Raw genomic sequence first — 24,052 nt, 5'->3', positions numbered from 1 at the left:
AAGCCTCGTAAATTCAGGTCTTACTGCAGGCCGGAGGCCTCCGGCGTAGCCCCAGGGTGTAGCCCCTAAGGTAGTCCGGATTCTGCCGTGGCGGTTCGGTGCAATGCTGCCGAACGGTCTTGACCGGTCCTTCGGTAGCCGCAGCGCCGACGGCGCTCTTCGGGCGCTGCAAAGACTCATCGTTCAATCGTCGCCCGCCGAGTTCTTCGCGGTGCTGTCCAAGGCCTGGGCCGCGGGCCCGCGAGCTACCTTTTCGGATTGGCCTCAAGACCTTTGAACAAGACATCGCTATCTGGCCCGCCGCCGACCCCGATTACCGCCCACGTGGTCGTTGCCACCATGCGCGGCGATGAACATGGCGACGGCCGACCGGCAATAGGATTCGATTTCGTTGTCGTCCTCTGCTCTCGCCTCATCGAAGCGTGCGATCATCAGGAGATCGGATCCTTTGAAAAGCGCGGCAAACAAGCGGGCGGACCAGAGAGGATCGGGCACGTTCAGAACCGCCTTCGCGTGCAACTGGCGCAACAGGGCCTCGATCTGGGCGATGACATGGGCGGGGCCGGCTTCGTAATGGAGCTTGCTCAGCGCGTTTTGACTCGTCTTGTCGGCCATGACCATGGCTTCGACACTGCGGACGTCTGGTCTCAACAGCGTGCGAAGCAGCAATGATCCCACCGCCATGAGCTGATCTTCGACCGAACCGTCGTCGCCTTCAAGAAGGGTCTGTGGTGCAAACAACTGTTGGCAGCCGGCCGCCATGGCCGCGCCGAACAGCGCCTCCTTGTTCTCGAAGTGCCTGTAGATGCTGAGCTTGGATATCTTCGCCCGCTGGGCGACCTTGTCCAATGTCGTCGCCTGAAAGCCCAACTCCACAAAGAGTTCGCGCGCGGCGTCGACGATCGTTTGGCCAAGCGCCTCGTTGGCGGGCCGGCCGCGCCGGCCCTGTCTGTTTTCGGTCACCACAATTCCAGTACTTGACAGTATTCTAACTCTTGCATTACGATACCATATAGTATCTAAAATGTGCAGGCCAGGTAGGTTGCAACCTGTCCTCCAACGGAGCCCATCACCATGGATGACGTTATCATCATCGGCGGCAGCTTTGCCGGTCTCGCCGGTGCCCTGCAGCTCGGCCGTGCCCGCCGCAAGGTTACCGTTCTCGACACCGGCCTGCCGCGCAACCGCTTCGCCGGCCACTCGCATGGACTGCTCGGCCACGATCACAAGCCGCCGCTGGACATCCTGGCCGAGGCGCGACGGCAGCTGGCGCGTTATCCCGCGATCAAGCTGGTCAGTGCCCGGGCCGACGGCGTCTCGGGCGCCCTCGACGATTTCAAGGTTCTCACGTCCGATGGCGAAAGCCTTCGGGCGCGTCGTGTGATCCTGAGCTATGGCATCGTCGACCAGATGCCTGACGTTCCGGGCTACGCCGAAAGCTGGGGCACGTCCATCGTGCCCTGCCCGTATTGCGACGGCTTTGAAGTCGCCGGCCGGCATTGGGGCCTCGTCTGGTCGGGCCCCCAGTCGCACAATCAGGTCAGGCTGTTCCACGATTGGACCGACAAGTTGACGCTCTTCGCCGATGGTCACGACATTCCGCCTGATATCCGGGCCGATCTGGCGCGCCGCAACGTACCTGTCGTCGATGGCCGGATCGTCGAGATCGCCCATCACAAGGGCCATATCTCCACCGTCAATATCGATACCGGCCGCAATGTCGCGGTCGACATCCTGTTCGCCCATCCGCGCAACAAGCCGTCCGCAAGCCTGCACGAATCACTGGGTCTCGCCAAGGTGGATACGCCCTCGGGCATCGCCCTCAAGGTCGACGAGCGCCGCCAAACCAGCATGCCCGGCATCTACGCCGCCGGCGACCTCACCACGACCTTCTTGCCCTCGGTCACCCAGTCATCATCGCAGGGCGCGATGGCGGGTATCTTCGCCCAGCAGTCGATGGTGGTTTGAGAGCACAGATTCTCTTCTCCGGTTGCCGCGGGCACGGTTGTCCTTCGAAGTCCGGCGCGCCCTATTCCGGCGCTGGACGGAAAGCCTTCCGATGGGAAACGCCGGATAGGCCGTTGCCTGATGCAGGAGAAGTACCCGTGAAACGAAGTCCAGAGATGACGACCTTGTTGAGGATCGCGCTTTCCGCGGCGGCTGCCGCCGCTTTGTCGATAGCGCAGGCTTCGAGTGCCGGGGCGCAGGCCGCACAATCTTACGAGGCCCCGCCCAAAGAGGCGAACGCCATCGGCCGGCCACCTATCGATGACACGTCCGGCTCTTTGGGCCGACCAGGCACGCGACTTCGTCGCGTGGCTTGCCGAGAAACCCTAACGCCGTGCCGAGGCACCCAAGCATCGCCTGGTCCAGCGGAAACCCCATCGGGATAGGGTGAATACCCATTCAACACAAAAACGGAAGTGATTTCCATGAACAAGACCAATTCTGGCGTCGCCCTGGTGACAGGCGCATCCTCCGGCATAGGGCACGCAACAGCCAAAGCCCTGCAGAACGCGGGATATCGCGTGGTCGGCACCAGCCGTCGCGCCGCCTCCGGAAGAGCCGACGGCATTACCATGCTGACCTGCGACGTGACCGATGATGTGTCCGTCGCGAAACTTGTCGATGAAGTGCTGGGTAAGGCCGGGCGTATCGACCTGCTTGTCAATAATGCCGGCATCGGCTTGCTCGGTGGCGCGGAAGAGTCTTCGACTGCACAGGCTCAGGCGCTGTTCAATGTCAACGTCTTCGGCGTTCTCCGCATGACCAACGCGGTCTTGCCGGCAATGCGACGCCAAAGCAGCGGCAGAATCGTCAATGTGAGTTCGGTGCTCGGCCTGATCCCGGCTCCCTATACCGCACTCTATGCATCGACTAAGCACGCCGTCGAAGGCTACTCCGAATCGCTCGACCACGAGCTACGGACATTTGGAATTCGCGTTGTGTTGGTCGAGCCCGCCTATACGCGCACGTCGTTTGAAGAAAATCTCGTCAAGCCGGATCAGTTGCTCGACATCTATGACTCCGCGCGAGCCGGCATGAATGCGACCATGCGAAAAGCGATAGCAGCAGGAGATGCTCCCGAAGTCGTAGCCGAGACGATCTTGAAGGCGGCGACCGCTGCCGTTCCGAGAAGGCGCTATGCAGCGGGAAAAATGGCGAAACAGGTCAGTTTGCTGCGCCGTTTCGTCCCCGCGTCGGCTTTCGACAAAAGCCTGCGGAAGCAGAACGAGCTGCCGGTCTGAGGCATCCATGCGACGGCGGCGCGAGCGTCGGTTGGGCAAAGGATGTTCTTGGGCCGGGATTGGTCAGCGCAGTCTTTGTCCGGAATTGGCCCGTCGGGGAAGCGGAGAAGCTTCGCAATGCAGTTGACCGTCAACAGTAAGCGCTACGATCTGGATGTCGAACCGGAAATGCCGCTCCTTTGGGGTGCTGCGGGGGGTGGAGTGCGGGGAGTTGGTGAACCGCCGGTCCCGCCGGTGGCGCCCGCTCTCGCCAATGCGATCTTTGCTCTCACCGGGAAGCGGGTACGCGAATTGCCTCTAAACAGGAGCGTCAATTTCGCTTCATGAGTTGAGCTCCATCGCCCACTTGCGGTGCTTGCCCGAGCACCACCGTCTTCCCCCTCGCAAGATGACAATCTTTGATTGAGTGGCTCAACATCCCTCAGAAGTGACGTCGACCATATAATCAGCTTGGAGGAACGCATGCGCGCTAACAAATCAGACCTATTTCAAGACCTGTCCCGCCTGGTCATCGCAGCGGTGGTAGGCATAGTCGCGGCCTCGGTTGCGAGTGAGGCCCGATCGCAGACCGTGATCCTATCAGGATCGCCGTTCCCGGAAAGTCTGGCAGCGACAACGGATGGAACGCTCTTTGCCAGCAGCTTGACGAACGGCGGAATCGCGCGCGTAAAGCCGGGCGCCTCCGAGGCCGAAGCCTGGATCAAGCCGGGGACATTCGATACGCGATCGACGTTCGGCGTTCTCGCCGACGAGAAGTCAGGGCTTCTTTGGGTATGTTCGAACGATGCCACCCCGCTCGGCGTCAAAGGTCCAAGCACGATCGAAGGCTCGTTCGTTAAGGGGTTTGACCTAACAACCGGAGAGGGAAAAGTCAGCGCCCGACTGCCCGCGAAACCCTCGATCTGTAACGATCTCGCGGTTGGCCCGGACGGCGCACTCTACGTCACGAATACTCTGCAGCCACAGATACTCCGCTTGAAGAAGGGATATTCCGAGCTGGACGTCTGGGTCCAGGACGATCAGCTGAAGGGGGGGCTTGATGGGATTGCGTTCGGACCGGATGGCGCCTTGTACGTCAACACCTTCCAAAGCGGCGAACTCTTCCGCATCGAATCCAAATCGGGAGTCGCGGGTGCCGTCACGAAGCTTGAGACGTCACGCCCAATCAAGTTTCCGGACGGTCTTAGGGCAGACAAGACCGGATTCGTGATGGTTGAAGGCGCCGGTCCGCTTTCTAAGGTCACGATCGTCGGGGACAGGGCCCAAATCGAAACGATCAAGGAATTCGCTGGACCAACAGGCGTCGCGCGCGTCGGCGACAAGCTTTGGGTAGCGGAAGGCCAGATTGGCTATCTCATGGATCCTTCCAAGAAGGGCCAGACGCCGACCTTCCAGCTGCGGTCAATCGACGCTCCCTGACCGACACGAGACCCTCGTCGCGCCCGGCGCGATCGAGACGGATTTCGCAGGCGGCACCTTGAACACGCCCGCGATCCAGGACTATTTCCGCGGCATCACAGCGCTGGGCCGCAGTGATGTTGCGGGGGGGCGTCATGGAGCTGGAATTCTACCAACGTTTCGCACAGCGGGTTCGGGTCATTGCCGAGAAGGCAGACCCTTCAGACGGCGTCGCCTGCTGGAGCTTGCCGAGCGCCTCAATGATTTTCAAACCGGTCGCGGTTGTTTTGACCACATCGGTCACGCACGATTCACATTTTGTCTTCTGACCTTGGGGCAGGCCAACATCCGCCCGCGCGGTCGTTGCCACCGTGCGCGGCGATGAACATGGCGACGGCCGACCGGCAATAGGATTCGATTTCGTTGTCGTCCTCTGCTCTCGCCTCATCGAAGCGTCCGATCATCAGGAGATCGGATCCTTTGAAAAGCGCGGCAAACAAGCGGGCGGACCGGAGAGGATCGGGCACGTTCAGAACCGCCTTCGCGTGCAACTGGCGCAACAGGGCCTCGATCTGGGCGATGACATGGGCGGGGCCGGCTTCGTAATGGAGCTTGCTTAACGACTTTTGATTCGTCTTGTCGGCCATGACCATGGCTTCGACACTGCGGACGTCTGATCTCAACGGCGTGCGAAGCAGTAATGATCCCACCGCCATGAGCTGATCTTCGGCCGAACCGTCGACGCCTTCAAGCAGGGCCTGTGGTGCAAACAACTGATGGCAGCCGACCGTCATGGCCGCGCCGAACAGCGCCTCCTTGTTCTCGAAGTGCCTGTAGATGCTGAGCTTGGATATCTTCGCCCGCCGGGCGAGCTTGTCCAATGTCGTCGCCTGAAAACCCAATTCCACAAAGAGTTCGCGCGCGGCGTCGACGATCGTTTGGCCAAGCGCCTCGTTGGCGGGCCGGCCGCGCCGGCCCTGTCTGTTTTCGGTCACGGCAATTCCGGTACTTGACAGTATCTTAATACTTGCATTACGATACCATTGAGTATCTGAAATGTGCAAGCCCACGGTGGCTTCCATGCAACGACGAGCCCTGCTGAAGTTGGCTGCGCTTTCGACCATCGGCCTCGCGCGCGCTCAGGCCACCGCCAAGCCCAACGCGTCCCCCTCCATCCCCAACACGGAGCCCATCACCATGGGTGAGGCGAAAGCCAAATGGCTGAGCTACTCGACGACCGAATCGAGCACTCGTGGCCATCGGGGGAATAATTTCCGAACAGCAAATCGGGATTGGCCGTCTCCGTCCACATCCGGCAGGATCGTGGTGTTGGCGTTCCAGATTTCCCGATCGGCCAGCATTTGGAAATGAAAACAGCTTATAGGCGAATGGGGAGGCCCGCCCCCGTCGGGCAAACCGCCGTGACGAGATCGACGCCCGTACCCTGAGGATTGGAGCCGCCACCAACGGCAGGCGCAAGCGCGATGCGATCTTCGAAGCAGGTCGCTTCGGTTCGTGACATCATGTTGACCCGAGCCGCGCGTAGAGGGATGATTCCCGGTACGCTCAAGGAGCAACTCTCACAACCACTTTGCCCAACGCCTGGCGACCGGCGAGCGCCTTGAAGGCATCGCGGAAGTCCGCGATTTCGAAAACCTTGCCGATCGCTGGCTTAAGTCGCCCTTCACTCAGCAACCGAAGCAAGTCCGTCAGGATGCGCCGGTACACCTCCGGCTCACGCCGCGGGACCTGCGCCAGATCGACGCCGAGGAGCGCGCCGCCCTTGAGAAGCGGAAGATTGAATGGGAGAGCGGGAATGCTGCCCGCCGCAAAGCCGATCACGAGGTGCCGTCCTTTCCAGGCAATCGAGCGAAACGCTTCGAGCGAGATCGCCCCACCAACAGGATCGACGATGACGTCGCAGCCAAGGCGCTCGGTCAGATCCTTGAGTTCCTCGCGCCAATTCGGGCGTGTGTAGTCGATCGCCGCATCTGCTCCAAGGCCGAGGGCGAATTCACGTTTCTCTTCGGTCGAGGCTGCAGCAATGACGCGGGCACCGATTAGTTTGCCCAACTGTATCGCGGCCGTTCCGACCCCTCCAGCTGCGCCCAGGACGAGCATCTGTTCGCCATATTGCAGCTTAGCACGTTCTGTCAGCGCATAATGGGCCGTGAGATAGTTGGCGCGAAAAGAGGCGCCTGCCTCCGCGGAAATGCCATCGGGGAGAATGCGCACCGCCTCGGCTGGAACAGTAACGTACTCCGCGAGTGCGCCCGAGCGGACCATGCCCATCACCTGGATGCCCGGGGTATAGCCAGTTACCCCGTCTCCCACAGCCTCGACTTCGCCCGCGAATTCCGTTCCGGGAATGAATGGCAGCGGGTCCTTCGTCTGGTAGAGGCCCTGCACTTTAAGGCCATCGACGAAGCCGATTCCCACCGTCCGCACTCTCACGCGCAACGAAGCCGGCGCGAGTGCAGGCATGGGAGCCTGCTTCAATTCAACTTCATCTATCGACGAATAATTCTCAACGATGACAGCTTTCATTGAATTCCCCGCCGCACGCCGGCATTGCGCCAATTCCCTCATTCGGCCTGACAGTCGATGAATCAGCTTTCGACGGATCGCATTGACGCGCGAATGCGTTTTCGTTGGGCAAGAACTGTCTCGAGCTCACTTCAATTCGTCCTGGCGCTTCCGACTTCGCCGTCGATCACCTCTCCGAGAGGCTGCCATCTCTGACCGTCGAAGCGAATGAGCTGCATCTGTTCGACCGGGAAATAGTCTTTGGCAGACGTATTGATCTTGATGCCCGGCAAGAGCATCGGAACATCCACGTCTTTCAAGTTCGCCGCCTGCCGCATGATGTTGTCGCGCGTGAGGTCGTCGCCGCATCGCTTGAGGACCTCGAGCAAGGTGTGTGCAACCGCGTAGCTATAGACAATGACGCGGTCTGCCTTGTCGCCATCGGGAAGATACTTGTCCATGAACGCATTCCAATCTCTTGTGGCGGCATCGTTGCTCCAGGCGGGATCGCCGGGGTCCTTCAAATAGGCATTCGAGATGATCCCCTTAGCGTTCTCCAGGCCAGCAGGACGGAGCACGCTCGCAACCGACGTGGAGACGCCTGCGAGGAAGACGACCGGCTTCCACTCGAGTTCTGCGAGCTTGCGGATGGCCTGGGCGCTTGCTTTCGGCGTGGTCCAGGACACGAAAATGTCCGCGCCGGAGTTTCTCAGCCGCGCGATGTGAGCATCGATCGTCGGTTCCGACAATTCAAACGACGATTCGGCGACGATCATCGACGCTTTTTCGCCCAGCCCATCACGCAGGCCCTTCACCTGATCCCGCCCGCCGTCGTCATTTTGCCAGAGAATGCCGATCTTCGCGTTGGGATGGTTCTGCAAGATGTATTTTGCGTACGCGCGCCCTTCGCTCTGGAAGTTCGGCTGCCACCCCATGGTCCAGGGAAAATGTCCCGGATCGCCCCAGCGGGTCGCATTGCTTGCGACAAAAAGCTGCGGCACCTTCCGCGCATTCAAGAACTTTTGGATCGCCGCGTTGGAGGGCGTTCCAACCGACTGGTAGATCATGAGTACCTCGTCACTCTCGACCAGCTTTCTCGCCTGCTCCACGGCCTTCGGCGGGCTAAAGGCGTCATCGTAGCTGATGAACGTGATCTTCCGCCCGTTGATGCCGCCGTCATCGTTCACCTTTCGAAAAAACGCCGCGGCGGTGCGACCGATGATGCCGTAGGCCGATGCTGGCCCGCTATAGGGAACGATATTTCCGATTTTGATCTCTTTGTCTGTGACGCCAGGATCGTATTTCTTTTCGCTTGCAGTGGCCGGCAGAGCCGCAAAGCTTGCTGCCAAGGCGACGGCGACGACTTGGGGCAGGTGTCTTCTTAGCATAGTTGATCCACCTATCGACATACGCCAGTAGCTCAGGCTGCTGTGTTGGAAGAAGGTTAGGGCCGGGAAGGTCGGTTGGTACGTCGATCAGCGCACGACGCCGGATTCTTTCAGGCAAGCAATGTCCTCGTCGGAATATCCAAGCTCCTCCAGGATCTGCCCACTATGCTGGCCCAATTCCGGAGCAGGGTTTGGAGGCCTCTTCGTTACGCCGCTTATTCGGAACGGGCTGTCCACGATTGCGCCATGTCCCGGCATCCACTCGGCTTCAACAAGCGCGCCGGCATGATACATCTGGTCGTCGCCGACCAGATCTCCGGCTTTTGCCACGATCGCCGCGGTCAGATCGGCCGCCTGAAATATGCGCTGCCAATCGGACGAGGCACGGGTTGCAAACAGCTCGTCGAGATTCGCCACGAGCTCGGCCGCATTGGCGCGCCGTGTTGCAAGCACCGAGAAGCGTGGATCCTCGATCAAGGCGGAGCGGCCGATTGCCTTGCAGAACCGAGGCCAGTCGCGCTCCTCCTGCACCAGGCTGATCATGAACCAGCGGTCGTCAGCGCACCGATAAAAGCACGTCAAAGCGTTCCGGGTCGCCTTCCGCGGCAGGCGGTATTGGATCTCGCCACCGCACAGGACCGCCTGGATCGATGCCGCATTCGACCAGACTCCGTTGGCAAGCAGCGAAGTCGTGACGCAGCTTCCCAGGCCCGTGCGCTCCCGGTGAAGAAGCGCCGTGACAATCCCTGCGTAGAGGGTGACGGCCGTTGGCTGATCGCCCATCCCCAGAGTAGGTGACGCGGGAGGACTCTCGCCGTCGGGTCGCACGTTGTCGGCCAATCCCGATCGAGCCCAGTAGGCGTGGGCATCGAATCCCGGTCTTTCAGCTTCGGGGCCTGTCTCTCCGTAGCCGGTGAGCGCCGCATAGACGAGACGCGGGTTGATCTGCGAAAGCTGCTCATAGCTGATCCCCAGCCGGGAGCGGGAAGCCGGGGACTGGTTGGTAATGAAAACATCGGCAGAACGTACGAGCTGCCGCAGGATGGTTCGACCAGTCTCGTTCTTGAGGTCTACCCCGAGCGCACGCTTGCTGCGCGCGGCAATGGTCCACGCGTAATTATGGTCGGCCTTTGGCAGGTTGGGAAGACGACCGAGAACGCGCTGCGGATCCCCGGCGCCGACCGGCTCGACCTTGACGACGTCCGCGCCGAAGTCCGCAAGGATCACGGCCGCCGACGGCCCGGCGACGAAGGTGGCGCTGTCGATGACTTTCAGACCCTGGAACACGCCGGTCACGAGATCCTCCCTGCCGCCAAGCAGACTTGTTACCGGCTGTACAAGGCCAGCCAGATCGTCTGATTGCCCTCCAATTAGCACCATTGACGCAAAGGTTCAACCATTCATAATCCGACCTGGAGAGCCGAATGCCAAACGATCCCGTCCCTTCGATTTCCGCGGTGCACCGGCGCTTCACCTCGCCGGACGAATGGCGCTCCATGATCGAGCCCCGGTTCTCCGGAAACCTCTACACACCAAGGCGAAACAGCTTCTCGATTTATGCGCGCCTGGAGAAGCTGGCGCGAGTGTTACTGCTCGATGTCCAGGTGGAGCGATCAGGTTTGGGCGACCTTCATTCTGCAACGTACGGGTATTCCATCGAAGCGACCGGAAGGCATCCGCATTTCATAATCTGGCAGCAGGCCGGTGCGGCTTGGATACGACAGGGGGCGCGCGATACCGAGCTCAAGTGTGGCGAGTGGGCACTCTTTGACGGGCGCGTGCCGACGTCATTTCTTTTGCCTGACAATACCCGGACGATCGGTATGATGATTCCGCAGGCCCATTGCGGCTGGCGAGGTCGCATCGAACCCGGTGGGGTGCGTCTCGATCGGTCGGTGGAAAGCAGGATCGCATCCGCCGCTTTGCTCGAAGCACTGGGAGCTGACGCTTGGGTCAAACCGCAATCGCAATCGTCGTTCCAGGAATTCCTGCTCGATGTTGTGCAGGCCAGTCTCCCGACCGCTGCATCAGACCGTCCGCCTCCGACCCGTGTGGGGGTCAAGCTGGACCAAGCCAGGCAGTTCATCGAAGCGGGGTTGGCGAACCCCGACCTCAGTCCAGCGCATGTCGGGGAGGCCATCGGCCTGTCCCGTCGCTCTCTCTATAGAATGTTCGGCGTGCTGGGTAAGACCCCGATGGAATACATCTACGAAATGCGCCTTGCCGAGGCCGCCCGCCAGTTGCGCGGCAAGGTCACCGACGGTCCCAGCGTGACAGCCATCGCTCACGCAGTCGGCTTTGCCGATTCCAGTCACTTCAGCCGCTTGTTCCGAGCGCGCTACGGCGTCAGCCCGAGCCGGTGGGCCTTGTCGCCTTGATAATGGCACGGCTGGTCCAGAACTTGGCACGCTGAGACCGGATCGTCGCTCGCGGAGGCGCTAAGCTCGACAAAAAGTGATCTGGGAGAAGACAACGATGCTTGAGCGATTGGATGATCGGATCGCCGATCCTGCTCTTTATGGTGATCCCGCTGCCTATGACGAGATCTTCATGTCGCTTCGGCGGGACGATCCGGTGCGGTGGACCTCGCCGGCCGGTTATCGGCCGTTCTGGACGGTGACGAAATATCAGGACATCGTTGAGATCGAGCGACAGAACGACAAATTCATCAACGAGCCGAGATTGAGCCTCAACCTCATTGAGGATGAGGAGCGAGTGCGAGCCGGCCCGGGAAGGGGCACCACAAATCCGATGCGCATGCTCGTCAATATGGACGGAGCCATGCACCGCGCTCACCGCAACATCACGCAGTCCTGGTTCTTGCCGACCACCCTGCGAAAGATCGAAAGCGACGTAGCCACGTTGGCGAAGGAATTCGTCGACCTGTTGGGAGCGCGCGGCGGTGAGTGTGATTTCGCCGAGGATATTGCAGTGTGGTTTCCGCTTCGCGTGATCATGACCATCCTTGGCGTGCCTCGCCAGGACGATCAGAAAATGCTCAGGCTCACCAAGGCCATTCTGGGGTCTACCGACCGTGAGATAACAAGCGGAGCATCGGCAGGCGAGTCGAGGCGGAGGGCAATCGAGGAGTTTTTTGCTTATTTCGCTCTGTTGATCGCGGACCGGCGCGAGAGGCCGACGGGCGATTTGGCCAGTGTGATTGCGAATGCCCGGATCGATGGGCGGCCGATCTCCGAGATGGAGGCGGTATCGTACTACGTGATCATTGCTACAGCAGGGCATGATACGACAAGCGCATCGATTGCGGGAGGACTACATGCGCTGCTCGAATATCCATCAGAGTTGGAGAAGTTGCGCCGCTCGCCGGAATTGCTGCCCCTGGCTGTGGAAGAGATGCTTCGCTGGGTCTCGCCGGTCAGGCATTTCTTCCGCACAGCGACGGACAGCTATGTGCTCCGCGGCCGGCCGATCGCCCCCGGCGATTCGCTGATGATGTGCTATCCCTCGGCCAATCGTGACGAGGACGTCTTCGACGACCCCTTCAGATTCAAGATCGAGCGTGCGCAGAACCGGCACGTGGCGTTCGGCTTTGGCGTGCACCAGTGCCTCGGCCTGCACTTGGCGCGACTGGAGATGAAGGCATTCTTCTCAGAGCTTTTGAGCAGGGTCGATCACATCGAGCTGGCGGGTGAGCCGGCTTGGATAGAGTCGAGCGTAGTCAGCGGGCTCAAGCACCTGCCGATCCGGTATGCGATGCGCAAGTGAGCGACGTCATCTCGGCAGCGCGTGTCACCGCCGGGGATGACCGGCCATGGTGCAGCAAATGCTATCACGAATTGTGAGTACGGCCTGCTCAAAGCCCGGGAATATGCCCCTGCTGTCGAGTCTCTCCTTCCCTGCGTCCGGCGGGCGCAGGCAAAAGGCCTGGCGAATGTTCGGCCGAATGGGCTTGCGGTCATCATGGCCACCGTGTATCAATGGTACAACCAATAAAATGGGAGGCAGCTGCTCATGGCAAGGCGCGTCTGGGCTGCGGGACTAGGCTTGTTCCTGTGGAGCGGTATGGCGGTCGGCGAGCCGTTGAAGATCGGTGTCCTGACCGACATGTCCGGAGTCATCGCCGATACGGTCGGTCGCGGCTCGGTCGTTGCCGCGGAACTGGCGGTCAGCGACGCCGGCAGCACCGTCCTTGGCCGACCGATTGAGATCGTCTCGGCCGACCACCAACTGAAGCCGGACGTTGGCCTGACCATCGCCCGACGGTGGTTCGACGAGGAGCATGTTGAGGCCATTGCCGACATACCCGTGTCCACCATCGCGCTCGGAATCCAAAATCTCGCCCATACAAAGGGAAAGATCGCCCTGATCTCGGGTGCCGGAACCTTCGATCTCTACGGCAAGTCGTGTTCGCCGACGGGATTCGTGTGGACCTTCGACACCAGCGTGCTTCCGCGCGCCCCCGTCCTGAGCGCAGCGGAATCCGGCGTGAAGAAGTGGTTCGTGGTTGGCCCCGACTATTCCTTCGGACACCAAATGGAGCGGGCGGTCGCGGAGGTCGTGAAGGAGACCGGTGGACAACTGGTCGGCACGCGGCGCGCGGCGATCGGGACGTCGGATTATGCCTCGCTTCTTCTGGCCGCGCAGGAAGCGCGGCCGGACGCGATTGCCTCGTCCTTTGCCGGCCACGATGGGGTGCTTCTCATCGAGAACGCCGTCGAATTCGGCCTGCTGCAGACGGGAATGCGCATTGCGAGCCTCATGCTGTTCGAGTCCGACGTGCACAGCCTGGGGTTGGATCGCATGAAAGGCGTCTATACGACGACAGCGTTCTACTGGGATACGGACGACAACACCCGCAGTTTTGCAAGGCGGTTCACGGAGAAGATGGGGCGACCGCCTTCCGCTCTGCAGGCGGGAGTCTATAGCTCGATCACGCACTACCTGAAGGCCGTCAAGGCGGCGGGCTCGACATCCGGACCTGAGGTAGCAAAGAAGATGCACGAGCTGCCGATTTCAGACCTCACGACACCTTCGGCCAAGATCCGAGCAGATGGCCGCGTCATGCGTGACATGTTCCTGGCCCAGGTCAAATCGCCGGAGGAATCAAAAGCCGCGTGGGACTATTTCAAGATCGTCCGTCGTATGAAAGCCGAAGAGTTGATGTCGGACGCGCCAAATCCGGACTGCAAGTTGGCAACCCGGTAGCCGATCGTCTTGCAGTGATGATCCGGCAGCTGGCCCCAAAAAGTCGTGCGCTTCACTGGGAACGCTCTTACGCCCAGGCAGAACGTTGTTAGAGGAATGATGACTTCGCCACTGATTCTTCTCGATGGAACGGTTCGCGCGCGCGAAGAGGTGCTGATCCACGCCGCTCGTGCGGCCAGCGGGCTGCATGCTTCTGGGGTCTCCGAAGGGGATACTATTGCGCTTCTGCTGCGCAACGACTTCGTCTTTGTCGAGGCGACTCAGGCCGCCGCACTGATCGGCGCTTATTGCGTGCCGATCAATTGGCACGGTCGGGCGCAGGAAATCGCTTATATCCTCAAGGACGCGAAGCCCAAAGTCCTGGTGGCTCATGCCGATCTGCTCGCGGCCGTCCGCGACGAGCTCAAGGAGGCCTTGGACGGCATTCTCGTGCTGAGCGTACCGACGCCGCCCGAGCTCGTTCGGCAGTTCGGCGTTCCATCAGGTGCCGAGAAGCCGAGTGTCTCGGACCGCAGCTGGCCGGTTTGGCTGGCGGAATTCCAGCCCTGGAGCAGCGCCCCGCCGCGCAGCCGCGCTACGCTGATCTACACGTCGGGCACGACGGGACACCCGAAAGGCGTGAAGCGAGAACCTGCGACGGCCGAGCAGGTCAAGGCGTATGGGGAGCTGATGCGGGCGGTCTACGGCATAGCACCCGGCGTACGCGTGTTGATCGGCGGTCCGCTCTATCATGCGTCTCCAAACGCCTGTTTGCGTCAGGCCATCGCACAGGCCGATATCATCGCGTTCCAATCCAAGTTCGAGCCCGAAGAAACGCTGGCGCTCATCGAGCGGGAAAAGATCACGCATGCGGTCATGGTTCCCACCATGTTTGTCCGCCTGATGCGTCTGCCGGAGGAGACCCGCCGCCGATACGATGTGAGCTCGCTGCGATGGGTGATCCACACGGGCGCGCCCTGTGCGCCGGAGATCAAGCAGGCGCTGATGGATTGGTGGGGGCCGGTCATTTACGAGACCTACGGCGGCACGGAGGTTGGAGCCGTCATGCTGAGCACGCCGGAAGATTGGCTGGCTCACCCCGGCAGCGTCGGGCGGCTCACGCCGGGCGCCCGGATTGCGCTTTACGGCGACGATGGCAAGCCGGTTGCGCCGGGCGAGGTGGGCGAGATCTACGTTCGCCAGGACTCGCTGGCGGACTTCGTCTATCTCCACGACGCCGCCAAGCGAAAATCGGTCGAGCGGGACGGGCTGATCAGCGTTGGCGACGTCGGCTATCTCAAGAACGACCGGCTGTATCTGTGCGATCGGCGGTCGGACATGGTGATCTCGGCCGGGGTCAACATCTATCCTGCCGAGATTGAATCGGCTTTGATTCAATGTCCCGGCGTCCGCGACTGTGCCGTGTTCGGCATTCCCGACGATGAGTTCGGCGAGTCGCTGGCTGCCGCAATCGAGCTCGAACCGGGTCGTGAACTGACGACCGAGCAGGTGCGCGCCTATCTCGCCGAACGTATCGCCAAGTACAAGGTGCCGCGGCGGATCGATTTCCATGCAGCGCTTCCGCGCGAGGAAAGCGGGAAGATATTCAAGCGCCGGCTCAAAGATCCTTTCTGGAGAGATACGGGCAGGCGCATCTAGTTAATCGTCAGGCTCTCTGCGGAGGCTCTGGACGATTCTTCTCTGCCACACATCGAGCATCGCTTATCGCGGCAATCCAAGTCCGCGTTGGGCGATTAAGCTGCGCTGGATTTCATTGGTGCCGATGCTGATGACCCACATCAGCGAATGTCGGAGATTTTGTTCGATGCGCCCGTGCAGCACGGCGCCGGGGTCGCCCTCGCTGACCAACGCCTCCAGCCCGAGCAGATCGAGTGCGGTCTCGCCGAAGCGCTCCATCAATTCGCCGGAATAAACCTTGCTAACGGCCGCTTCGTCGGGCGGCGTCTCGCCCTTGTCGACCAACTCGGCGCAATGAACCATCATGCGCCGTCCTGCCTCGATTTCAGCCGCGAGCGTCCCAATCTTGGCGCGCACGACAGGATCGTGCCGCATCAGCTTACCCTGGCGTTCGGCGATACGGATGTGCCCGCACAGCAGTTCGAACATGCTGGCAACCCTGAGCACGATCCCGCCGCCGATGAAGCCGCGTTCGGTCGCCAACGCCCCCGTCAGCACCTTCCAGCCTTCGCCCTCGGCGCCAACACGGTTTTCTGCCGGCACGCGCACGTCGTCATAGAAGATGTTGGCGAAAGTGCCGCCATACATCGTTTCGGAAGGACGGATCGCGATGCCGGGCGTCGTCATCGGAACGATGAACATGGTGATGCCTGCATGTGGCGGTGTCGCGTTCGGATCGGTACGGGTCGCGAGCAGCATGTACTCGCCCCAATAGGTCGTGGTCCAGATCTTCTGCCCATTGATCACATAATGGTCGCCGTCGCGAACCGCGCGGGTCTTCAGCGACGCTAGGTCGGAGCCGGCCTGCGGTTCGCTGTAGCCCATGCCGTAGATGGCTTCCCCCCGCAGGATTTCCGGAAGATAGCGGCGCTGCTGCTCCGGCGTGCCGTAGACCTGGAGCATCGCGGCCTGCACGGGCGCACCGACACGCGGCGCTCCGGCGCGCTCCATCTCCTCCATGAAGGCAAGCTGTTCGAAGGCGCCACGCTCCTGACCGCCGAACCGCTTCGGCCAATTGAGGCCAATCCAGCCGGTCTGGCCCAGCGCCCGAGCAAATTCGCGGTCATATTCCCGCTCATGGAAGGAGAGCTGCTCATGCCGCGCGCGACGCTCACCTGACCAATACCCGTCGAGCCAGGCGCGAACCTCGTTGCGGAAAGCATTTCCGGACGTCCCCAGATCGTACTCGGGAAACGCACCGCTGTCGTGATCGAGAAAATGGCTCGCGAGTTGCTCGACCGGCTGGCGTTGGCCGCCATGGCGAAGCATGCTGACATGGACCTGTCTGAAGTGTCGCGGGGCCTCATGCTCCTCGCTGTAGCCGATCGCGCCGAAGGCGTGCTGAGTCTCGAGCGATACCTGGCGAAGAGAACCCGCGGCGGTGGCCAGGGCTGCAGCTGCGAACCAGCGCCATTGCCCGGCTTCCAGGTCATATTGAGCGGCGGCATTCGCAATCGTCAGCTGAACCGCGCGCAAGGCGATGTGGCAGTTCGCGAGCTTGTGCTGGATGGCCTGGAAGCGTCCAATCGGTTGTCCGAACTGCCGACGTTCGCCGGCATAGGCAACGGTCTGCTCGAACGCGCGCCGGGCTGCGCCGAATGCCCGCGCGGTCTCACTCAGGGCGGCGACCGTGAGAAGGTCCTGGACCTCGGCATCCGTGAACGGCACCAGGACGATCGGAACTGCATCGATCCGAACTCGCCACCAGCCGGCCTTTCCCATCACCGGGGTCGGTTCAGCGGCAACGCCTTCGCTGGCCTCGACGATAGCCAGCGCCGGGCCGTGCACGAATATGGCCAGATGCGTAACGATGTCGGCGGATTCGACGAATCCCAGCTCCGCAATCAGGCGATCCGCTTCCATTTTCGCCCAGCCTGCGGCTCCATCATGGTCGAAGCCTGCAAAAGACACGGCGACCACCGCGTCACCGCGATGGAGGTCATCTACGAACGACGTCAAGGCAGGGCCATCGTTGCGGCCTCGAAGCTGCATGAGGTTGATCAGGGCTGCATCCGCGAGCGGTGCACGGCATGCAATGCGGCCGGCCTCTTCCTGGACCAGCACAATCTCGCGCAAGCAGCCTTCGGCGGGAGAGGCTGCAATCTGGGTCAAGCCCTGAGCGGCCAATTGCTTCCAGAGCCATGGGGGCACCTGGGCGGCCTTGTCCGACACGTCTTCAAAGAATCCCCGGACGGCGTCCTTCAAGATCTGACGATCCTCGTCCGACGGCAACTCCCGCAGCATTCTGGCGGCTACCTTCTGCAGTTTGGTCCTACCATTCTACTTTTGTGAGAAGTCCCGGTCAACGCCAACGCGCTATGGCGAGAATCGTCAGCTTCCCCTATATGTCGCTGCAGCTTCGAACCATCCGGGTGGATATGAGCGCTTCACAATTGCCGGCGAAATCCAAGACAGAGGCTGCGCCGATAGCGCAGTTCCAGCGAATTAGATCGCCCCGCGCGTTCGACGAGATTGCCGCCCAGATCCGAACGGAGCTTTCCTCCGGCAGGCTCGCGGTCGGCAATCGTCTGCCATCCGAGCGGGCGCTGTCGGAGCAATTTGGCGTCTCTCGCAATACCCTTCGTGAGGCTTTGCGTTCACTCGAGCACGCCGGTCTGATCCGTCTGCAGAAGGGCGCCCGCGGCGGCGCTTTCATCAGCCAGCATAGCGGCGAGGCAATCGCGACCGGGCTGATGGACATGTACCACGTCGGTACCATCCAGCCGGCGCAATTGACCGAAGCCCGCATCTGGCTCGAATCCGTCGTGGTCCGGGAAGCGTGCCGGCGCGCAACGGCCGCGGACATCGACATGCTGAACCGCAATATCGACGAAGCCCAGGACGCGCGCCGCCGGGGCGACTTCGCAGGCCGCGCCGAGAGGCACATCGAGTTCCACAGAATGCTGGCGCGCCTCACCGACAATCCGATCATGGTCATCGTCATGAACGGGGTGCTCGACGTGCTCACTCATTTCGTGCAGCGGATCGGCGAGTACGACAACAGCTTCGTGCTGCCGTCGCGCCGCCGCTTCATGGAACACTTCACTGCAGGCGAGGCCGAAGCTGCCGTGGCCGAGATGGAAGCCTGCCTGAAACGGCTGCAGCGCAGCTACATGTCGCGCATTCAGGCCGCGGAAGGTGTGTCGGCTACCAAAGCCGCTCCACGCGGCCGCCGGGCTCCCCCCGCTACCCAGCGTTAAATCCACTCACTCCGCTAACCCGACCTGTCGTCTTCGAAAAGCCTGCACGCATCCACCCCGGATGGAATGCGAGCACACGCGGCTGCTCGACGACCAATCACGTCCCAATTGCCCGACGAATCCGCGCGGTCTCGTCTCCGCCGGCGGGGGATCCGTTGACATGACATCCGACCGTGTTAATGTGGCAATGGTTCAACCAATAGGTCGCAGGCAAATGGCTGCAAGTCCCTCTCTCGGAGAAACGCTGGCGGTGTTGCTGGCGCGCGATATCGCCGATGGCGAGAAGGTCATCATCGGAACCAATTCCGACATCCAGCTTGCGGCCTGCAATCTCGCGCGCCGCCTGCAGGCGCCGCGCTTGTGGTGGATTTCCGGTCCCGGCGGGATGGTCAATCCGACGCGCGATCATCTGCTGTCGACTGCCGATTACGAGAACGTCGAGTCTGCGGAGTCCTGGATGGATCTGCCGGTCATGATCGACTTCATCGATTGGAAGGTCCACTTCTTTGATTTTGCCATCTTGTCGGCACTGCAGGTCGACCGCTTCGGCAACATCAACACGGTGGTGGTCGGTGATCAACGTAAGCCGCGCGTGCGCGGGCCGGGAACCGTCGGCATCAGCGCACTTTGCGGTCTCGCCAAGCGGTTCTACGTGTGCCTGACCCGTCACGACCGGAGCGCGTTCGTGCCGCGGGTCGATTTCCTGTGCGGACCCGGGCACATGGAAGGCGGCGATTCCCGCGAGCGAATGGGTCTGCCGCCTGGCGGTCCCAGATTGGTGCTGTCGCCGCTTGGGGTCTTCGATTTCGCGCCCGACAGCAAGGCCATGCGCGTGAAGTCGATCAGTCCAGGCGTGTCGCTCGAGCAGATCCGCGACTCCACGGCCTTCGACATCGTCGTGGAGGGCGCGCCTCCGGTGACGACCATGCCCACCGATCATGAGCTCGAATTGCTGCGCAAACATGTCGACCGGCGTGGCGATCTCCGGCGCAAGTTTCCCTGATCACGACACGGATCTCCTCGAACCAGACCGACAGGCAAGCTGAAGTCCCATGACAAAGAGCAAGATCGTTTCCGTCGATGAGGCCGTAGCCGAGATCCCGGACGGAGCCAAAGTCGCCCTTGGCGGTTGGATATTCAATTCGCAGCCGATGGCACTCGTGCGCGCGTTGATCCGCAAGGGTGCGCGCGACCTGCACCTGATCCCTGCGCCCGGCTCGATCGCGCCGGACATGCTGATCGGTGCGGGTTGTGCCGCATCCACCGTCTGCGTCTTCATCAGCTTCGAGCAGTTCGGTCTGGCGCCGAATTTCCGTCGTCACGCGGAGAGCGGCGCGCTCAAGGTCTACGATCTGGATGGACCGGGTATTGCCGGTGGACTGCGGGCGGGAATTTGCGACCTACCTTACATGCCGGTGCCCGACCTTGGGACCGATCTGCCGAAGTTTGCGCCGGAGCATTACTGGCCGCTGCCGTCCAAGCCCGGCGAGCGCAAGATGCTCGCTGTCGCCGCCGTCAAGCCGGATGTCTGCCTGCTGCACGCCCAGCAGGCAGACGAGCACGGCAATGTCCAGCATTTGGGGCCGCCCTTCTTCGACGCGATGATCGCCCAGGCGTCCCGACGGGTGATCGTCTCGGTCGATCGCATCGTGTCGACCGACACGATCAGGCGCAGCAATCATCTGACCAAGCTGCCGAGCGCGATGGTCGATGCGATCGTGGAAGCGCCTTACGGCGCGCATCCGACGGCCTCACCCTCGCTGTACCGCTCCGACGAAGCGCATTTGAAGGAATATGTGAAGAGCAGCGCCGGCGCGGAGACCTTCAGCGGCTATCTGGACCGGTACGTTCGGAACGCCTCGCCTGGCGCCTATCTCGACGCGATTGGCGGCAGCCGGCTGGCGGCGCTTGCGGTCTCCGAAACCAATCTGAAATGAGCATCAATATGCCAACCGGATCGGCCCGGCCGGGAATCCTCGACGGAATCCGCGTCCTCGACTTCACTGCCATGATGTCCGGCCCCTATTGCACGCGGCTGATGGCGGACCTGGGCGCCGAGGTGATCAAGGTGGAGCCGCCGGAGGGCGACCACATCCGGTTGCGTCCGCCGCTGCGGGATGGTCGGAGCGCTTATTTCGCGCAGCTCAACGCCGGCAAGAGCAGCATCGCTCTGGATCTCAAGCAGCCTGCGGCACGCAAGCTGATCTACGAATTGGTGCCCCAGTGCGACGTGCTCGTGGAGAACTACCGCCCGGGCGTGATGCGGCGGCTCGCGCTGGACTACAAAACCCTTGCGAAGCTCAATCCCAAGCTCGTGTACTGCTCGATCTCGGGTTTCGGCCAGGAGGGATCCTGGTCCGGACGGAGCGCGTATGCGCCGGTGCTGCACGCAACCTCGGGCTACGACATGGCGAACCTCGATTATCAGGAGGGCAATGTCGAGCGTCCGCTGAAGAACGGAATCTTTATCGCCGACGTTCTCGGTGGCTCTACGGCATTCGGAGCCATTCAAGCCGCGCTGTTTCGGACGCTCAAGACGGGGCAGGGCGACCATGTCGACGTATCGCTGCTCGATGCCATGGTGGGCATGCTGGTCTACGAGTGCCAGGAAGCGCAATTCCCGGCCGAGCGCCGCCGGCCGCTCTATCGACCCACGCAGGCCAGAGACGGCTTCCTGCTCGTCGCTCCCGTGAGTCAGAACAACTTCGAGGCTTTGGCCCGCGGCGTCGGCCATTCGGAATGGATTAGCGATGCGCGCTTCGCAACCAGCAGCGCTCGCGAGCACCACTGGTCCGAATTGATGAACCTGCTCGACGACTGGGCGGCATCGCGAACGGCCGCGGAATGCGAGGCGATCCTCACCGAAGCCGGTGTGCCATGCTCTCAATACCGGACCATCCGCGAGACCATGGCGCTGCCGCCCATCCAGGAGCGCGGCGTATTTGAGGAGATCAATGACGGGGCCGGGCCGCTACGCATTCCCAATCCCGCGTTCCGGTTCGCGCACAGCGCGGCCAATGTCCGGAACAAGGTGCCTGCGCTCGGCGAGGATGGACCAAGGCTGTTGCAGAGCCTCTTAGGGTTGAGTCCGCAGGCGATTGCGGCGCTGCGCGAGAGCAAGGTTCTTCGGGGCGCGGAAGAGAGGACCGTCGCGGCGGCCGAGTAGCCGCTATGGGCCATCAGGAATGTTGAAGCCGTTGATCGCCTGCCGCTGGGCTTCCTTCCTGAACCCCTTGAGCACGGCGACATGAAAGAGGGGACCAGGGTTGAGCGCTCCGAATTTTCCAATCCCCGAAGATATTGTAGCCGTGCTGACGGATCCCGCAGCCTATGGCACTCAGCGTATCTTCGACGCCTATCGCTGGTTGCGCGTCAATCAACCGCTCGGAAAGGCCAGCCCGCGCGGCTTCAACCCTTTCTGGGTCGTCACGCGCCACGCGGACATTCAGACCGTCAGCCAGCAGAGCCAGCTATTTCGCAGCAGCGATCGTCCGGTGGCGTTGCTGAGCGGCAAAGCCGAAGCCAGGATCGAGGCGGCAACGGGTGGCAACGGCCTGCTCCGCACCCTGGTGCAGATGGATGCGCCCGATCATCCCAAGTTCCGGGCATTAACGCAGAAATGGTTCACGCCGGGCAATTTGCGTTCGTTCGAAGGCAAGATTCGCGACATCGCCAGAAGCTATGCAGATTGCCTCGCGACATGCCGCGGGCGTTGCGACTTCGTCTCCGAAATCGCACTCGGGTTTCCCCTTCGGGTCGTGATGACGATCCTGGGCATCGATCCGGTTCATGAGCCCAGGATGTTGCGCCTGACGCAGGAGTTCTTCGGCGCCAAGGACCCGGACAACGCGCGCAAGGGTCAAAATGACGGCGCCACGGCTCTGTCGGATGTCGTCTCGGAATTCGGTGAGTTCTTCTCGTCCGTGGTCGCGGACCGGCGCGCCAATCCCTCCGATGATCTTGCAAGCGTTATCGCGAATGCGCAGATCGACGGCGAGCCGATTTCCGATCTGGATGCGCTCAGCTATTTCGTGACAATCGCCACCGCCGGCCACGACACGACGTCGTCCTCGAGTGCAGGCGGGATGTGGGCGCTTTGCGAGCATCCGGAGCAGTTCGAGCGGCTGAAAGCCAATCCTGCCCTGATCCCCGGTTTCGTCGACGAGGCGATCCGCTGGACCACGCCGGTCAAGCATTTCATGCGCACGGCGGCCGAGGACACCGAGCTCGACGGCCGCTCCATTACGCGCGGCGATTGGCTCATGCTGTGCTACGCCTCGGCAAACCGCGACGAGGCCGTCTTCCAGGATCCTGACGCGTTCCGGATCGATCGGTCGCCGAACCGGCACCTTGCCTTCGGCTACGGCGCGCATCTGTGTCTGGGACAGTATCTTGCCAAGCTCGAGATGCGGATCCTCTTCGAAGAATTGTTGCAGCGGATGTCATCGGTCGCTCTCGATGGCGCAGGAGCAATGACTGTTTCCTGGTTCGTCAGCGGGCCCAAGCGGCTTCCGATCCGCTTTCAACTCCAATGATCGTTCCCCACACATCGTTTCCGCATGGTTTGACGGAGACCGCGCAATTGCATTGCAGAAGACGAGCATGAAGATCACAGCCGCAGTGGCACTTGCGCCGGAACTCCCCTTCGAGTTGATTAGCTGCGATCTGTCCGATGATCTTGCGCCCGGAGAGGTGCTGGTCCGCATCGAGGCCTGCGGCATCTGCCATACCGATCTCGCGGTGAAACTGCAGCATATCCCCGTGCCGCTACCCAAGATTCTCGGTCATGAGGGCGCGGGCGTGATCGAACGCGTCGGTCCGGGCGTGGTCGGGCTGGCCGAAGGAGACAACGTGCTGATGAGCTTTGGCTCGTGCGGCGCATGCGGACAGTGCCAACTCGGCGCGCCCGGCTATTGTGATGAGTTCGGGATGATCAACCTGTTCGGTCAGCGGCGCGGCGGCTCAGGCCTCCGCTACCGCGGCGCCGAGCTTGGCGGCTACTTCTTCGCGCAATCGGCGTTCGCAACCCATTCCATTGCCACGGCGAGGAACGTGGTGAAGATCGGCAAAGATCTGCCGCTCGCGCTGCTCGCGCCCATGGGCTGCGGGATCCAGACCGGCGCGGGCGCAGTACTCAACGTGCTGTCCCCTCGGCCCGGTGCGTCAATCGCGGTGTTTGGCGTTGGCGCAGTCGGGATGGCGGCGATCATGGCTGCCAAGCTGGCGGGCTGCAGCACGATCGTTGCCGTCGACATCCGGGGCGAACGGCTTGCCCGAGCGCGCGATGTCGGAGCAACCCACACAGTCGACGGCCGGACATCCGATCTTGCCAAGGCAGTTGCCGCGCTCGGCCGCGGCCGCGGCGTCGATCACTCGATCGACACCACGGGTGTGGCCGAGGTGGTCGCGGCCTCCGAGTGGAAGGTGCCGTTCTTGCCGGTGAAGCCCT

21 protein-coding genes and 1 pseudogene are annotated in these 24,052 nt (G+C 61.8%); 14 read left to right on the top strand and 8 right to left on the bottom strand.

The features are described 5' to 3' along the window. Positions 1–288 precede the first annotated feature (288 nt). Complete coding sequence (locus MOV75_RS03105; protein ID WP_246919037.1) at positions 289–963, bottom strand: TetR/AcrR family transcriptional regulator; 675 nt, start codon at positions 961–963, stop codon at positions 289–291. 111 nt (positions 964–1,074) lie between these two features. Between MOV75_RS03105 and MOV75_RS03100 the strand changes: the two genes are divergently transcribed. The 3 genes from MOV75_RS03100 (at position 1,075) to MOV75_RS03090 (ending at position 4,667) form a co-directional block, all read left to right on the top strand. Further along, on the top strand, positions 1,075–1,968 hold the full coding sequence (locus tag MOV75_RS03100; RefSeq protein ID WP_246919036.1) for an NAD(P)/FAD-dependent oxidoreductase: 894 nt from the start codon (positions 1,075–1,077) through the stop codon (positions 1,966–1,968). Between the two features lie 464 nt (positions 1,969–2,432). Then, positions 2,433–3,248, top strand: coding sequence for an oxidoreductase (locus MOV75_RS03095; protein ID WP_246919035.1), 816 nt, complete (start codon positions 2,433–2,435; stop codon positions 3,246–3,248). Between the two features lie 462 nt (positions 3,249–3,710). Then, positions 3,711–4,667, top strand: a complete 957-nt coding sequence (locus MOV75_RS03090) for a hypothetical protein (protein ID WP_246919034.1) — start codon at positions 3,711–3,713, stop codon at positions 4,665–4,667. Positions 4,668–4,815: 148 nt separating this feature from the next. Here MOV75_RS03090 and MOV75_RS42420 read toward each other — a convergent pair whose 3' ends face one another. From MOV75_RS42420 to MOV75_RS03070, 5 genes are all read right to left on the bottom strand, one after another. Then, entirely contained in the window at positions 4,816–4,950 is a 135-nt protein-coding gene (locus MOV75_RS42420; RefSeq protein ID WP_258719581.1) for a hypothetical protein, read from the bottom strand. A 7-nt stretch (positions 4,951–4,957) separates the two neighbouring features. Further along, positions 4,958–5,641 (bottom strand): TetR/AcrR family transcriptional regulator, encoded by a 684-nt coding sequence (locus MOV75_RS03085; protein ID WP_246919032.1) that lies wholly within the window; start codon positions 5,639–5,641, stop codon positions 4,958–4,960. Positions 5,642–6,212: 571 nt separating this feature from the next. Beyond that, positions 6,213–7,193 (bottom strand): NADPH:quinone oxidoreductase family protein, encoded by a 981-nt coding sequence (locus MOV75_RS03080; protein WP_246919031.1) that lies wholly within the window; start codon positions 7,191–7,193, stop codon positions 6,213–6,215. A 131-nt stretch (positions 7,194–7,324) separates the two neighbouring features. Then, a complete protein-coding gene (locus tag MOV75_RS03075; protein WP_246919030.1) occupies positions 7,325–8,560 on the bottom strand; it encodes an ABC transporter substrate-binding protein in 1,236 nt (411 codons plus the stop codon). Between the two features lie 87 nt (positions 8,561–8,647). Beyond that, entirely contained in the window at positions 8,648–9,856 is a 1,209-nt protein-coding gene (locus tag MOV75_RS03070; RefSeq protein ID WP_246919029.1) for a CaiB/BaiF CoA-transferase family protein, read from the bottom strand. 128 nt (positions 9,857–9,984) lie between these two features. On the opposite strand from MOV75_RS03070, the gene MOV75_RS03065 reads away from it, so the two are divergent. The 4 genes from MOV75_RS03065 (at position 9,985) to MOV75_RS03050 (ending at position 15,364) form a co-directional block, all read left to right on the top strand. Further along, positions 9,985–10,938, top strand: a complete 954-nt coding sequence (locus tag MOV75_RS03065) for a helix-turn-helix domain-containing protein (protein WP_246919028.1) — start codon at positions 9,985–9,987, stop codon at positions 10,936–10,938. Positions 10,939–11,035: 97 nt separating this feature from the next. Next, positions 11,036–12,286 (top strand): cytochrome P450, encoded by a 1,251-nt coding sequence (locus MOV75_RS03060; RefSeq protein ID WP_247004850.1) that lies wholly within the window; start codon positions 11,036–11,038, stop codon positions 12,284–12,286. A gap of 297 nt (positions 12,287–12,583) precedes the next feature. After that, positions 12,584–13,726, top strand: a complete 1,143-nt coding sequence (locus MOV75_RS03055; protein ID WP_246919026.1) for an ABC transporter substrate-binding protein — start codon at positions 12,584–12,586, stop codon at positions 13,724–13,726. A 45-nt stretch (positions 13,727–13,771) separates the two neighbouring features. Then, complete coding sequence (locus MOV75_RS03050) at positions 13,772–15,364, top strand: acyl-CoA synthetase (protein WP_247004847.1); 1,593 nt, start codon at positions 13,772–13,774, stop codon at positions 15,362–15,364. Positions 15,365–15,427: 63 nt separating this feature from the next. Here MOV75_RS03050 and MOV75_RS03045 read toward each other — a convergent pair whose 3' ends face one another. Both MOV75_RS03045 and MOV75_RS03040 read right to left on the bottom strand, forming a co-directional pair. Beyond that, positions 15,428–16,672 (bottom strand): acyl-CoA dehydrogenase family protein, encoded by a 1,245-nt coding sequence (locus MOV75_RS03045; RefSeq protein WP_246919046.1) that lies wholly within the window; start codon positions 16,670–16,672, stop codon positions 15,428–15,430. A gap of 57 nt (positions 16,673–16,729) precedes the next feature. Further along, positions 16,730–17,125 (bottom strand): annotated as a pseudogene (locus MOV75_RS03040) (acyl-CoA dehydrogenase family protein); the annotation flags it as partial. A 78-nt stretch (positions 17,126–17,203) separates the two neighbouring features. Here MOV75_RS03040 and MOV75_RS03035 point away from each other — a divergent pair. The 7 genes from MOV75_RS03035 to MOV75_RS03005 form a co-directional block, all read left to right on the top strand. Then, positions 17,204–17,695: a hypothetical protein gene (locus MOV75_RS03035; protein WP_246919024.1), complete on the top strand. Its 492-nt coding sequence runs from the start codon at positions 17,204–17,206 to the stop codon at positions 17,693–17,695. 26 nt (positions 17,696–17,721) lie between these two features. Continuing rightward, positions 17,722–18,603: a FadR/GntR family transcriptional regulator gene (locus tag MOV75_RS03030; protein ID WP_246919023.1), complete on the top strand. Its 882-nt coding sequence runs from the start codon at positions 17,722–17,724 to the stop codon at positions 18,601–18,603. Positions 18,604–18,817: 214 nt separating this feature from the next. Then, complete coding sequence (locus tag MOV75_RS03025) at positions 18,818–19,606, top strand: CoA-transferase subunit beta (RefSeq protein WP_246919022.1); 789 nt, start codon at positions 18,818–18,820, stop codon at positions 19,604–19,606. 49 nt (positions 19,607–19,655) lie between these two features. After that, on the top strand, positions 19,656–20,540 hold the full coding sequence (locus tag MOV75_RS03020; protein ID WP_246919021.1) for a CoA transferase subunit A: 885 nt from the start codon (positions 19,656–19,658) through the stop codon (positions 20,538–20,540). Positions 20,541–20,548: 8 nt separating this feature from the next. Further along, complete coding sequence (locus tag MOV75_RS03015) at positions 20,549–21,769, top strand: CaiB/BaiF CoA-transferase family protein (protein ID WP_246919020.1); 1,221 nt, start codon at positions 20,549–20,551, stop codon at positions 21,767–21,769. Between the two features lie 142 nt (positions 21,770–21,911). Then, positions 21,912–23,138 (top strand): cytochrome P450, encoded by a 1,227-nt coding sequence (locus MOV75_RS03010; protein WP_246919019.1) that lies wholly within the window; start codon positions 21,912–21,914, stop codon positions 23,136–23,138. Positions 23,139–23,223: 85 nt separating this feature from the next. Further along, positions 23,224–24,052: alcohol dehydrogenase catalytic domain-containing protein (locus MOV75_RS03005; protein ID WP_247004846.1), on the top strand; the 829-nt coding region annotated here is incomplete at its 3' end.

It is taken from the genome of Bradyrhizobium sp. PRIMUS42 (assembly GCF_023006515.1).
In the GTDB taxonomy this organism is placed as follows: Bacteria; Pseudomonadota; Alphaproteobacteria; order Rhizobiales; family Xanthobacteraceae; genus Bradyrhizobium.
This window is presented reverse-complemented; position numbering and strand designations above follow the sequence as displayed.